This window comes from Alkaliphilus hydrothermalis, from assembly GCF_016908555.1.
In the GTDB taxonomy this organism is placed as follows: domain Bacteria; phylum Bacillota; class Clostridia; order Peptostreptococcales; family Natronincolaceae; genus Alkaliphilus; species Alkaliphilus hydrothermalis.
Genome location: NZ_JAFBEE010000012.1, coordinates 1 through 13,586, shown reverse-complemented (window position 1 = coordinate 13,586; position 13,586 = coordinate 1). Strand labels below are relative to the sequence as shown.

General features: G+C 37.1%; 15 protein-coding genes and 1 riboswitch. Of the genes, 1 reads left to right on the top strand and 14 read right to left on the bottom strand.

The annotated features are described in order from the left end of the window. Positions 1-23: 23 nt before the first annotated feature. The 13 genes from JOC73_RS09505 to JOC73_RS09445 all read right to left on the bottom strand — a co-directional run bounded on the left by JOC73_RS09505 (position 24) and on the right by JOC73_RS09445 (position 11,830). Positions 24-842: a flagellin N-terminal helical domain-containing protein gene (locus JOC73_RS09505; protein ID WP_204402498.1), complete on the bottom strand. Its 819-nt coding sequence runs from the start codon at positions 840-842 to the stop codon at positions 24-26. Positions 843-1,018: 176 nt separating this feature from the next. Then, positions 1,019-1,246, bottom strand: coding sequence for a carbon storage regulator CsrA (gene csrA, locus JOC73_RS09500; protein ID WP_204402496.1), 228 nt, complete (start codon positions 1,244-1,246; stop codon positions 1,019-1,021). 11 nt (positions 1,247-1,257) lie between these two features. Beyond that, positions 1,258-1,701: a flagellar assembly protein FliW gene (gene fliW, locus JOC73_RS09495; RefSeq protein ID WP_204402494.1), complete on the bottom strand. Its 444-nt coding sequence runs from the start codon at positions 1,699-1,701 to the stop codon at positions 1,258-1,260. Positions 1,702-1,824: 123 nt separating this feature from the next. Next, the gene (locus JOC73_RS09490; protein ID WP_204402492.1) at positions 1,825-2,385 is read right to left on the bottom strand and encodes a DUF6470 family protein; all 561 of its coding nucleotides are present in this window, start codon (positions 2,383-2,385) and stop codon (positions 1,825-1,827) included. Positions 2,386-2,624: 239 nt separating this feature from the next. Continuing rightward, positions 2,625-3,575 (bottom strand): flagellar hook-associated protein FlgL, encoded by a 951-nt coding sequence (gene flgL, locus JOC73_RS09485; RefSeq protein ID WP_204402490.1) that lies wholly within the window; start codon positions 3,573-3,575, stop codon positions 2,625-2,627. 10 nt (positions 3,576-3,585) lie between these two features. Beyond that, on the bottom strand, positions 3,586-5,109 hold the full coding sequence (flgK, locus tag JOC73_RS09480) for a flagellar hook-associated protein FlgK (RefSeq protein WP_204402488.1): 1,524 nt from the start codon (positions 5,107-5,109) through the stop codon (positions 3,586-3,588). Between the two features lie 16 nt (positions 5,110-5,125). Next, positions 5,126-5,623: a flagellar protein FlgN gene (locus JOC73_RS09475; protein ID WP_204402486.1), complete on the bottom strand. Its 498-nt coding sequence runs from the start codon at positions 5,621-5,623 to the stop codon at positions 5,126-5,128. A gap of 31 nt (positions 5,624-5,654) precedes the next feature. After that, positions 5,655-5,951 (bottom strand): flagellar biosynthesis anti-sigma factor FlgM, encoded by a 297-nt coding sequence (gene flgM, locus JOC73_RS09470; RefSeq protein WP_204402484.1) that lies wholly within the window; start codon positions 5,949-5,951, stop codon positions 5,655-5,657. Between the two features lie 75 nt (positions 5,952-6,026). Continuing rightward, entirely contained in the window at positions 6,027-6,440 is a 414-nt protein-coding gene (locus JOC73_RS09465) for a TIGR03826 family flagellar region protein (protein ID WP_204402482.1), read from the bottom strand. Between the two features lie 61 nt (positions 6,441-6,501). Beyond that, positions 6,502-7,245, bottom strand: coding sequence for a ComF family protein (locus tag JOC73_RS09460; RefSeq protein WP_204402480.1), 744 nt, complete (start codon positions 7,243-7,245; stop codon positions 6,502-6,504). 111 nt (positions 7,246-7,356) lie between these two features. Then, a complete protein-coding gene (gene recD2, locus JOC73_RS09455) occupies positions 7,357-9,582 on the bottom strand; it encodes an SF1B family DNA helicase RecD2 (RefSeq protein WP_204402478.1) in 2,226 nt (741 codons plus the stop codon). A gap of 91 nt (positions 9,583-9,673) precedes the next feature. Then, positions 9,674-10,864 (bottom strand): methionine adenosyltransferase, encoded by a 1,191-nt coding sequence (gene metK, locus JOC73_RS09450; protein WP_204402476.1) that lies wholly within the window; start codon positions 10,862-10,864, stop codon positions 9,674-9,676. Between the two features lie 233 nt (positions 10,865-11,097). Further along, positions 11,098-11,196, bottom strand: a riboswitch (SAM riboswitch). Positions 11,197-11,362: 166 nt separating this feature from the next. Beyond that, on the bottom strand, positions 11,363-11,830 hold the full coding sequence (locus JOC73_RS09445) for a COG2426 family protein (protein WP_204402474.1): 468 nt from the start codon (positions 11,828-11,830) through the stop codon (positions 11,363-11,365). Between the two features lie 183 nt (positions 11,831-12,013). Here JOC73_RS09445 and JOC73_RS09440 point away from each other — a divergent pair, with 183 nt between their 5' ends. After that, entirely contained in the window at positions 12,014-12,178 is a 165-nt protein-coding gene (locus tag JOC73_RS09440; RefSeq protein WP_204402472.1) for a hypothetical protein, read from the top strand. 72 nt (positions 12,179-12,250) lie between these two features. Here the strand turns inward: JOC73_RS09440 and JOC73_RS09435 are convergent, their stop codons facing one another. Beyond that, positions 12,251-13,177, bottom strand: a complete 927-nt coding sequence (locus JOC73_RS09435) for an AEC family transporter (RefSeq protein ID WP_204402470.1) — start codon at positions 13,175-13,177, stop codon at positions 12,251-12,253. Positions 13,178-13,586: the final 409 nt, after the last annotated feature.

The following is a 13,586-nucleotide window of genomic DNA, read 5'->3' as shown; positions in this document are numbered from 1 at the left end:
GCTGGCTTTAGTAATGTTTAAAATTATCTTAATAATTGAAGAACTCCTTGAGGTGCTTGGTTAGCTTGAGCTAACATAGCTTGAGCAGCTTGTTGAAGGATGTTGTTCTTAGTGAAGTTCATCATTTCCTTCGCCATATCTACGTCTCTAACTCTTGATTCTGCTGCTGAAATGTTTTCGGAAGTATTGTCTAAGTTCTTGATTGTGTGCTCTAATCTGTTTTGGTTAGCTCCTAAGTTTGAACGAACTGTTGAAATTGACTTAATAGCTGTATCAAACTTGGCAATTGCAGATGCTGCATTTCCATGAGTTGCAAAAGTAAATCCATTCAGAGATAATTTTGCGGCAGTCATCGTTTGAATAGTAATTGTTAATGTACTACCCTTATCTGCACCGATTTGTAATACCCCTACAGCTTTTGTAAGCTTACCATCTAGTAAAGTCTTTTCGTTGAAAGTTGTCTTTTGAGCAATTCTGTCGATTTCTTTTACTAACTCATCAACCTCTGCTTTGATAGCTGTTCTGTCGCCTGCTACGTTTGTATCGTTTGAAGCTTGTACAGCTAACTCTCTCATTCTTTGTACGATTGCTTGAGACTCTTGTAATGCACCTTCAGCTGTTTGAATCATTGAGATACCATCTTGAGCATTTCTAGAAGCTTGGTTAAGACCTCTAACTTGAGCTCTCATTTTTTCAGAGATAGAAAGACCAGCAGCGTCATCTCCTGCACGGTTAATTCTCATACCAGAAGATAATTTCTCCATAGATTTTGCACCGTTGTTTCCGTTTACACCTAACTGTCTGTGGGTGTTCATAGCCATTAAGTTGTTATTAATTCTCATTGTAAATTCCTCCTTGAATTTTTATTATTTAACCTACGACATCCTTGTCCAGGTTATAAACTTTTTAATATGAAAACATCTTGTCCCACCGCCGGCACCGTAGACTTTGATGTTTTTGCCTTCAATATATATATCGGTAGTAAAATTCCCCGACTTTAGGGGAAAAATGAAAAATTTTATTCTTTTTTGAATAAATTTTTTAGTTGGCCTAAATCTGACCTTGTGGAGATGGCATTTTTATTTTCTTCTTGTATCTCTAAGTAGATTTCTTTACGATAGATTTCGACAGTCTTTGGGGCTGATATCCCCAGCTTTACTTTGCCTTCTTCAATGCCTAGAACCTTAATTTCAATGTCCTTCCCCAGCATGATGCTTTCATCATTTTTTCGCGTTAGTACCAGCATTATTCTACCCCCTAACCAACTTGCTTCATTTCTTCAAGGATATAATGCTTTGTTTGATACTCATCGTGGTCAAGTAATATCTGTTTTCCCTGTAGATTCTTTTTATTAATAATGATTGGTCCTTTAAGGTTAGCGGTCATTTTGCTAATATTCTCAGGAACCACCACGATAGAATAGACCATGACTTCCTCTGGAGCAGCAATCTCTAGCTTTTCGATTACTGTTTGAGGAATTTCAAAATCATAGCCCTTTTTAAAGATAAAGGGGTTTATGATTACAAAAGCTAAATCTCCATCCTCCACTGACTGAAGCCAATGGAAGGGAATATCTACATCAGGATTTTCAATTATTACATATCTCTTATATTCTTCAAAGGCCGGTAATCCATCGGGAAAGCTAATCACTGATTCTTCCTTTACTTCGATCTCACCGAAATTACTGGTGTTTAATATCATTTCCTACACCTCCAAGTTAATACAATTAATAATTAATAGTGAATAATTAATATTTAAAACCAATCAATTAATAATTATTCATTATTAATTCTTCATTCTTAATTTTTCATTATTCATTCGTCCTTACCCACCATAGGTATCTAAATGATTCCCTACATATTCTATATTAATACTATTCTTCTGCCTTAAATAAACTTCTACTTTATCCGGCTGAAAGTCGATTTGGGGTCTATAGTCCCCCATCTGAATATCAACAGTTCCCCGCTCTAGAGAGCTATCAATCCTGCCCTCTTGTACTGTTATTTGGGGGCGACTTTTAGGAATCATATCAAAATCGAATTGTTTTTCCTTTGTGGTGGAACGCTGCTTCGCGATTCTCCCAATGGCATTACCCCTATGGATATCTGCCATCTGCTGTCCTTCACTGGCAATTCTTCCAATAGCTTGGATAGCTTTTTGCTTAGCCTTTGCAGTAAAAGCCCTTGTCAGCTCCATATGGTTTTTAAGACCAGCCTCAGCAAAACACTGACTCTGGTCTATATGGAGTACTGCATCCTCTATTTGGAGATTGAGCTTTGGGGCTGTTGTACTTAGCTCCATAGGATGTTGATTTTGCTGTATGCTTAACTGTCCCTCTTGTCGTTCTATACCGATTAGAGCAGGTTGAGTTGTAATTTTAATCATGACCACAAGCTCCCTTTCCAGTTAGTTTAGATCATCTCCACATTTCTAGTAATTAATATCCATAGGAAATGCATTAGAAAACATGATTAGCATTCTAATCGAAGTAAAAGGAAAAATCGTTAAAGAATTTGTATGTCTGAACAAAGTGAGTTTGCAAATTCTAGATTTTTTATTGAACAAGATAAATGAATGCTTCATGTTAGAGACAGCATGAGTATGGATTTAATTACTGAATACACCTATCTTAAAAAGTCCAGTAAAGATGGTTGAATAATCTTAGCCCCTACTGACAAAGAAGCTCGATAGACATTCTCTTCATTAAGAAGCTGAGTAATTACTTTCCCCATATCCGCATCCTCTAATTTAGACTGTAGGTTTGTAAAATTGATTGTATCGTCTTCTATTCTGTTTTGAATTAATTCCATTCGATTAACCTTTGCCCCAATTTCAGAACGGACGGTTAAATTAATATTTAAGTAGTGATCTACATTGTCAATGGCAGCTGAAAGGTTGGCACTATTCCCTGCATCTAAGTCCGTCATAATATTATTAATCATATTGACAATTCCAATAGGACCGTTAGCATTGACTTCCTTAGCTGGTACATCATCGAAAACCTCAAATCCTAAGGAGTTAATTTCGATGGATTCATTTACCCCCACCTCAAACTTGATTTTATCATCAACTAAAGCTGGGTCCAATTCATTCTTTAAATCTACATTGTAAACATAATCCCCTACTCCTGTATCAAATTTAAAAAGAGGTTCATCTGTCTTTTTACCAGAAAAAATATACTTCCCTGCATAGGTGGTGTTGCCAAGACTAACAATCTGTTCTTTAATCTGTTCTACTTCACCTTTAATTTTTTTTGTGTCCTCTGGTGTCAAAACCCCGTTTGATGCCTGTACCGTCAATTCCCTCAGTCTTTGGAGGGCTTCTCCCACCTTATCTACAGCTAACTCAGTTGTCTCTAAATAAGAAGCACTATCATCTACGTTTGCTTTAAACTGCTTTAATTCACTCAAATCCGCCCGTATTTTAAGGCTTCTAGAAATGGCTACAGGATCATCCGACGGAGCATGTACCCTTTTACCTGTGGCCACCTGCATTTGAGATTTATCTAAGCGAAGTATGTTTCTGTTCAAGTTTTGCATCATATTTTGAATCATCATATTATTGGTTACCCGCATAAAGCACCTCCTATCTTCCTACTAATCCAATTCGATTGATGACAACATCAAGCATTTCATCCATTGTGGTAATCATCCTAGCTGAAGCATTGTAGGCATGTTGGAATCGTACCATGTTTGACATTTCTTCGTCGATAGAAACCCCTGAAATTGCCTGTCTTTGATTATCCACCTGCTCCACTAAGAAGGTCTGATTTGCCCCCATACGAATTGCCTCTTGAGTATCTACCCCAAGATTTGATATTAGAGATTTTATATAATCCTCCGGTTTACCTTGCATAAACATGCTATCTTTATGCCTTAATTGGTTCATTTCCAGTGCTATAGAACCATCTCCCGGTAATAAATCTATACGACTGGATGCAGCGATTTTGTTCAAATCAACATCTACGTCTAGGGAAATTTGAATGTTTTTAGCCGTAATTAAGGTTCCGTCTAAGGTCGGATCTCCTTTAGCCTTTTTGCCGTTGGTAAATAGATGATATCCATTGGAATCTACAGCACCATTCAACCCATAGCCACTGGTGTGAAGATTATTAATCTCTTCCGCAAATTTATTTACAAATTTATTTAACTCTCCTATGTAGAAGGGAACACCTTTTGCATTATCAGTGGTACCGTCCCTTAACTCTAGTAATGCCTTCAATTCTCCGTTGACTCCCCTCAAGTCTATTGCATCGCCATTTGCCCATCGGATATCCCTCATCATGATGTTGGGGTCAAAGGAGCTGGCTTTCTCGGTACTGGTGTCTAATTGATAGGTTTTGTTGTGGGAAACCAATGGCTGACCGTTTATTTGAAGGACCATCTTTTTACCCACATGCTCACTTTGTCCCTTAGCCTGTTGGTCCTGCGGATCTATCACCTCCACAACCTCCACATTGACTAATTTGGATAATTCGTCAATTAGAAGATTTCGTTGGTCCCTTAAGTCGTTGGCATGTCCTCCATCGATTTCAGATCTAAAAATTTGATCATTAAGAACTGCTATTTGCTCTCCGTATCCATTAATGGAATTTACAGTTGTGTTAATATCAAAGTTTAAGTCCACTGCCATTTTCTCCATCTGGTTGTACATATGATTCACTGAATTGGTAAAGGCAATAGCCCTTTGTCTTACTAATGCTCTAGTCGTTAGGTTTTCTGGATTTTTGCTTAGCTCTTGAAATGCTGAAAACATTTCATCCATTACTGTGCTGATCCCCGTCTCAGAGGGTTCGTTGAAAATTGTTTCTATAAACCTTAGTCCATCTCTTTTTGCCTCCCAAAAACCTTGGGCATTCACTTCGCTACGAAATTTAAAATCTAAGAATTCATTTCTAAATTGAGTGATAGAAAGGGTATCTACTCCAGTCCCCATCATCCCTTGTCCGCCTGGTAAATTCATAGGATTACTTTGGACTTGATTTAATCTTTGACGGGTATATCCCTTGGTGTTAACATTGGCAAGGTTATGACCCGTAATATCTAAAGCTCTTTGGGCGGCAAAAAGCCCTGACTTTACTGTATTAAAGCCTAAAAAAGTTGACCGCATCTTTTAACCTCCCCCCTTATATACGTGCGTCAAATAAATTTGACTTGTTCTTATCTTTTCTTTGATTGCTATTCCCATAGCTATGGTCATTGTGGGCTTGATTTGTCATTAATTCAATATTGTAATGGATATAATCTAAATGTTGCTCCATTAATTTTTCATTTAATTGATTTACTTCCTTAATCTCATCTATTTTTTTAAGGATTTCATTTCTTAATTCATCGATTTCATTGATCATTGCTTCATCTTCCATATATAATAAAATCTCCGAAAGCCCATTGAGTTCCTCTACCCCTAATAATTCTGCTGTATTAGTAAATATCGATCTCCTTATTCTTTCAAAGGTTCCCATTGACGTAATGAACTGCTGTTCCTTTTTGGTTATTAGCTCCAGTTCCTTTACCTTCCCTTTACGGATGATATTGGTTTTTTCCATTTCCAATTTAAGTACCTGTCCGTACAGATCGTTTTCCTGTATAAGGGTGTTCTTAAGTTGTTCAATAGCTTTCATCATATTATCACCTCAAGTATTTTCTTCCCTAGGACTATATTTTTTGATCTATACGCAGGCTGGCTAAAATCTTGTCGGCTACTTCTTGCCCAGAAACGTTGTAGGTCCCCTGCTGAATTCTATTTTTAATGTCTGCTACCTTTTCCTCTCGAATATCCGGCAGCTTTTTAAATGCCTTCATGGCAACTTGGAAGTCCTTTGCAACCTCTGATAACTGCAATTGATCCTTCGACTGCTCGATCCCTTTAGCCGTTTCAGTCGCATTTTTCTTGGTATTGGTGTTGTACACCTTCATTGCTTTTGTAACATTAGGGTTGTTATAAATTTTCATAAAAAAACACCTCAGCTTTATCCGATTTATATATATCAATATTATCGGCAACCTAGAGGCGTTTCTTAACCATATTTATAACTTTTTTCTCATACCTGCTATATGCATTTTTGTCCCTGTCCGTGGTTTTTCTTTTGGAGTCGCTTCTGATTGGGGCTTCAAGACACTACTAAACTCCTTTCTCATCTCAGCTACACATTCGTTACAAAAACGCCCTGAACGAATAGACTTTTCGCACCGCTCACAATGGAGGAGACAATTGCTTTCTTCTCGAATTTCTATTCTACTCTCCCTTAGATAGCGAAGGATCTGTTTTTCACTAACTTCAGTTTCTTCTGAAACTTCTTGTAATGTAGCACCAGGGTGGTCATATAGATACTCCTTAACTTTCTTGAAATCTGCTTCATCATCGTGGGCACATCGATTGCATATATCAATTCCTTTGTATGCAAAAGCTCTACCGCATTTTACACAGTTACGTAAATCCACAGAAATCCCCCCTTTCTCCAATTGCAGTTTATATTATGGAAAATAAGTATTTTTTATTATTTCATAATTCATTATACATTGATAGTTCATCATTGTCACTATCTTTCCAATCTTCCCCACCTATAGACTTTTCAATTTTTCCTCTAGCAAAGGCCACTACTTTGATAGAAGCAACACCAGCCTCCAACAATGTTCTAATACATGCCTCTATGGTGGCTCCTGTAGTAAAGATATCATCCAGTAAAATAATATCTTGTCCTATCAATTCCGCTGGTCTTTCTACAGAAAAAGCCCCCAGAACATTTTGTCTCCTCTGGCTTTTGGATAGCTGATGCATTACACTGGTTTTTTTGTTCCGAACCAAACATCTGTCCTTATAGGGTATTCCGATACTCTCAGAAACATATTTAGCCAATAAAGTAGCTTGGTTAAATCCCCGCTCCTTCTCCCTACTCTTGTGGAGGGGCACAGGTACAATAAAATCTGCAGCTAACCCTTCTCTTTCAATGAAATCTCCCATCATTTTACCTAATTCTCTAGCTAAGTAGGTTTCTTGTTTATACTTTAATCGATAAATTAATTTTCTAATTTGCCCTTGGTACTCCACTACAGAGAATATCCTACATGAATATCCTTCTTCAAAGGCTGCCGTCTGGAGCCATCTACCTTTTTTGATAAAACTATTTTTTTCTATGCAGTTGACGCAGATACCGTACTGTACTGTCTTCGTGTTTTCTTTACAGATGATACAACTACAATTAGATGGGAAAATCAACCCCCAGAAGGCTTCATAATATTCTTTCATATTTTTAGACATCCGTTTGCACCTAAAAAATTCCATATCAACCCTTCTTCTTGTAATGTTATTAGATATCTATACTAATATTCTACTAATCAAACATTTTTCCTCTTAATATCATTCCTCCTGTTGAAAATCGAAATACCTTTTCAACCTAAAGCTCAGGCCTGAGTGTCTTTGTATAATTTTATCATTTTTTATCATTTGAGTTAAATAGTTCTCTGTACCTACTAAAACCACAAGGGATTTTGCTCTAGTAATGGCTGTATACAGTAGATTTCTAGTCAATAGCATAGGGGGTCCCCATGTTATGGGCATAACCACCACTGGAAATTCACTACCTTGACTTTTGTGGACTGTGACACTATAGGCCAGTTCCAGCTCATCTAAATGGGTAAAGTCATATGTGACAAGTCGAGTTTCATCAAAACAAACGGTTAGTTCGTTATGATTAGGATCAATAGCATGGATGTATCCTATATCACCATTAAATACCCCTTCTCCTTCCTCTTCTTTAGTATTATCTATATCATACCATTTTAGGGTATAGTTATTTTTTGTTTGCATTACCTTATCCCCTACTCGAAAGATCTTCCCCCGATATTCTTTCTCTTGTTTATATTTAGCAGGAGGATTTAGACTCTCCTGTAGGGCCTTATTTAAGTTGATAGTCCCTACCTCTCCTTTTTTCATTGGGGATAACATTTGAATATCCCTGATGGCATCTAATTTGTAATGATTTGGCAATCTATCCTTAACTAATTCCACCAAAGTTTTTAAAATTTCATCCTTCCTATGGCGGGTCATAAAGAAAAAATCCTTGTCCTTTACATTACATTGGGGGGATTCACCTTTATTTATTTTATGGGCATTGACGATGATCATACTTTCTTGGGCTTGTCTAAATACCTCTGTCAATCTAACAACCCTTACAATATTACTATCAATAATGTCCTTCAATACATTTCCTGCCCCCACAGATGGTAATTGGTCTACGTCCCCCACTAAAATTAGTCGAACCCCTAGGGGTACTGCCTTTAGTAGACTACTCATTAATTGTATATCCACCATTGATACCTCGTCTATGATAATCACATCAGCATCTAAAGGATCCTCTTCATTTCGTTGAAAATTCGTGACTTCATCATCTTCAGAATAACCTAGTTCCAACAATCTATGGATAGTTTTTGCCTCCATCCCTGTTGCCTCGGTCATTCTCTTTGCTGCTCTACCCGTTGGAGCCGCCAGTAGTATTTTCTTTTTATGTTTTAGGAATAGCTTTATTAATGAGTTGATTGTGGTGGTTTTTCCTGTACCAGGTCCTCCTGTAATCACCAGTATACCGTTTGTTAGAGCCTGTTTTAAAGCTTCTTTTTGCTGGTTGGCTAAATGGATGTTTTCTTTATCTGCCAGTAGCCTTATCTCTTCCTCTAATGCTATATCTGGTGCATCCACCACCACTTGAGCAAGCCCAATCAATTTATTACAGCTGTATGCCTCCGCATAATAGTAGGGCATAGCATAGACAATAAAGTCATCTTGATATCGTTCGTAATGGACTTTTTGCTCCAATGCCAAATGCTGTATAGCATCCTCCACGTCCTCCTGTACTCCATTGATGAGCTGGCAGGTCTTCTCCACCAAAAGCTGCCGGGGGGCATAGGTATGTCCCTCCGAATGTAAACTATTAAGGACATATTTTGTGGCAGATTGGATTCGATATTTTGATTTTAGTGAAACTCCCATTGTTCTAGCAATCTCGTCGGCTTTTTTAAATCCGATCCCCCAAATATCATCCGCTAGCCGATAGGGGTTTTCCTGTAGAGTTGCAATGGTTTTTTCTCCGTACTTCTTATATATTTTCACGGCATAACTTGGGGTAATACCATACTCCGATAGGAAAAGGATAATATCCCTCAGTTCCCATTGTTCCTTAAATGCCTCTGCAATGGCTGCTGCTTTAGCGTCTCCTATCCCCGATACTTCCTTCAATCGATGGGGGTGATGCTGCATTATTTCAAAGGTATCAATCCCAAACTTTTCTACGATTCTTTGGGCCATTTTTTCTCCAATGCCCTGGATCATTCCCGAAGATAAATAGCTGATAATCCCGTTTGTAGAAGTGGGCTGAATGGGCTGATACTCCTGTATTTCCAATTGCCTGCCATAGTTGGGATGGATTGTCCATCTTCCCTTTATCTTGACATCCTCACCTTCCCTTAAGGCAGGTAATACACCTACGATGGTGATGTCCTCCTCCTCTGTAGATAGGATTCCCACCGTATAACCATTGGCTTCGTTTTGATATATAATTTCCTCCAATCTCCCCTCTACCTCAATCACACTTTTCACCTCCACTGTTGCAAAATCATATGATCATTATACCATAAATAAAACCACCTGCCTCAGCAAGTGGTTTTATTATTTCTAAATATTATAATCCTAATCCTTCTTTTCTAAGGATTTCAGCTTTATCCGTCTTTTCCCATGGAAGATCAATGTCTGTTCTTCCAAAGTGTCCATAGGCAGCGGTTTGTCTATAGATTGGAGCTCTTAAACCTAAGTCGCGGATAATCGCCGCTGGTCTTAAGTCAAAGTGCTTGTTTACTAACTCAGCTAATTTTTCTTCATCAATTTTACCTGTTCCAAAAGTTTCAACTAGAACAGATACTGGCTGCGCTACACCAATAGCATAAGCTAACTCAAGCTCACACTTGTCTGCTAATCCAGCCGCAACAATGTTCTTTGCAACGTATCTAGCCGCATAAGCAGCAGAACGGTCTACTTTTGTTGGATCTTTACCGGAGAAAGCTCCACCGCCGTGACGAGAGTATCCACCGTATGTATCAACAATGATTTTTCTTCCTGTTAATCCAGCATCCCCTTGTGGTCCACCGATTACGAATCTACCAGTTGGGTTGATGTAATACTTCGTATTTTCATCTAATAGCTCACTTGGTACTACTTCATTAACAACATGCTTGATTAGGTCAGCTTCGATTTGCTTTCGCTCTACTTCTGGACCATGTTGAGTTGAAATAACAATTGCATCAATTCTTACAGGCTTGTCTCCATCGTATTCAACAGTTACCTGTGTTTTACCATCAGGTCTTAAGTAGGTTAGCGTATCATTTTTTCTTACATCAGATAATCTCTTAGCTAACTTATGGGCTAATGAAATTGGTAGAGGCATTAATTCAGGAGTCTCATTACAAGCAAAACCAAACATGATTCCTTGGTCCCCTGCACCTGTATTCTCTAAGCTTTCATCTTTGTTTCCTTCTCTACTTTCAAGGGCTTCATTTACCCCCATAGCAATGTCAGGAGATTGCTCATCTATGGCAGTTAATACTGCACAAGTCTCACTATCAAACCCGAATTTTGCACGAACATAGCCGATCTCTTCTATCGTCTTTCTAACAACCTTTGGAATATCAACGTAGCAATCGGTTGTAATTTCACCTGCTACTAATACTAATCCAGTTGTTACACTTGTCTCACATGCTACCCTAGCTTTAGGGTCTTTTTCAAAAATAGCATCTAATACAGCATCAGAAATTTGGTCACAGATTTTATCTGGATGTCCTTCCGTTACTGACTCTGAAGTAAATAATCTTCTTGCCATTTGTTGGTTACCTCCCTTTTTTTATTTAATTTCTTAATTTATAATAATCTCTATACATGAATAGAGTTTTTTGTTTCTGTACTAATATACCCATCTTTAATAATATAATGCTTTTTGATTAGGCAATTAGAGTTACCTCACATTTTTAATAGAGATTTATCACAATTTTGTTTGAATATATATGACATTAAAAAAACCCCTTACAAAGAAGAGGCATATAATCGTATACACGGACCTCATCTTTCAGAATCAGCATTCTGAGGGATTTAGCACCATACAAATATGGTTGCCGGGTATCATCGGGCCCTTCCCTCCACCGCTCTTGATAAGGCATCAAGATTTTTATTAAGTTTCGACAAATATCTCAAACATTAAACTAATAATATCATCTAGTATTGTATATGTCAACATTATTTTTACTAATATGAAACTTTTTTATTCTTTTTTCTTTTCTCTAAAATACATAATTTTGGTTAGTATTGTAACATAATATGTACCTTAAATCGAGATAGCCAAAAAACTCAAAACAAACATAATGCATCCTGCCAATGTAGTCCCTATTACAATTGCAGGAAAGGCTTGCTTAAAGGGAATATTAAATAGTATTGCCGCTAAACAACCACTCCATACCCCAGTAGTAGGTAAGGGTAATGCTACAAAAATCATCAAACCTAATGCACTATATTTTTTTACTTTACTACTTTTATTTAAGGTCCTCTGTACAGTTCGATCTACAAGTTTCCTAAATAATTTTGTCCCCCTCAAGTACTGAAATATAGGCTTTAAATAGATAAGCAAAATAGGAACGGGTGTAATGCTTCCCAGTATCCCTAATATAGTAGCGTGAAGTGGATGCATTCCCAAAGATACACCTATTGGAATAGCTCCCCTTAGTTCCATTAAAGGCATGGCTGCAATAATAATTACCATCATTTCTCTAGTTAATAGTTCTAAAATATGTTCCATATCCCCACCTCATTAAATAGATTCTACTATTATTATATAAACAGGTGCCCATAATTAGTATTAATTACCTAGGTTTTGTAATGTACTTTTAATGTTTAGAACTGTTGAAACGTGGTATAATGATATTAGCTCAAGATTAAGTTTTTTTAAGTTAAATTCTTTAATAAATAGGAGGTATTTCAAATGGAGGATATCAAACAATTAAAAGATGAAATCGCTACCCTTAAAAATAAACTCCGACGTTTTTTAGAAGATGAAGAATCAGATGTAAATGAAATTCTTGAGATTAATTTTAAAATTGATGATTTAATTAATAAATTTTATCGTCTCCAGAGGAAAAGCTCCTAACATAATTTCTTATTCCCCCAAACCCTATCTTAGGTATTAATTCTATCTAACAGGGTATTTTTTTTGCCTTTTTTACAGCAACATACTTAATAGTGGGATTGTAATCATTGATAAAAGGGTTGTAATAAAAACCCCCTTTGATGCAAAATGAGGAGCCGCATCGTATAAAGTAGAAAATACAGCTGTATTTGCAGCAGCAGGCATCCCAGCAATTACAACCGGCACCCCCAATAACATTCCTTCAAATCCCATAAAAGATAAAACGATTAGAGTAATTAAAGGTAATACAATTAGTCTTATAACCGACACAACAATTAATTTTTTCTCATTGAAAACTTCCCGCAGGGGCATCTCCCCCAGCATAGAACCCACCACCAGCATTGATAAGGGAACTGTCATTTCTCCAATACCATGTAACGTATCATAGACCACGTAAGGAATCTTAATTGATAACAAGAATAGGGTAAATCCCAACCCTACTGCAATTATACCAGGGTTCATCAGTACCTTTCTATAATCCAATTTATTGCTTTCCCTATGGCTATGTCTAGTCATAATGGTAACTCCCAAAGTCCAGATTAAAACATTAAATGGGATATTAAACAAAGCAGCATAAAATACCCCCATATCTCCATAAATAGCATAAATGACTGGATAACCCATATATCCTACATTAGAAAAGACCAACATAAATTGAATAACGTCACCTTTAGTACTTTGCTCCTTTAGGAGCTTAGGTACTATGTAGGATGTTAAGATGGCTATTCCATGAACAAATAAAGAAAGTAAAATCATTTTAAAACTAGTCAATAGTACTTCTCTTGAAAAATCAAATTGCATAGATTTAACAATCATAGCTGGTAAAGTCACCTTCAGCACCAAGGAGCTCAATCCTTTATTAAGCTGGTCATTTAAAATACCAAACTTCATAACCCCATAGCCTACTATAATCATTAAGGATAGAATTGCAATCTGATTAAAAACCGTCATAAATGTCATAATCCTGCCCTCCATTTCAAGTAAATACTCTACTATACTATGATACCAAAAGCTCTACTGGTAAACAAATAAAATAAAAGGCCGCAGAAGATGAGGGCTTTTCAACTCAACTATAGCCTGTTCAAAAGCCTTTAGATTCAAGGAACAAGATAGAACGGCGATCGTAGCGTATATAGAGATACGTAAGAGTGCTGTTCTATCGAAGTGACGCAGAAGATGAGGGCTTTTCAACTCAACTATAGCCTGTTCAAAAGCCTTTAGGTTCAAGGAACAAGATAGAACGGCGATCGTAGCGTATATAGAGATACGTAAGGGTGCTGTTCTATCGAAGTGACGCAGAAGATGAGGGCTTTTCAACTCAACTATAGCCTGTTCAAAAGCCTTTAGGTTCAAGGAACAAGATAGAACG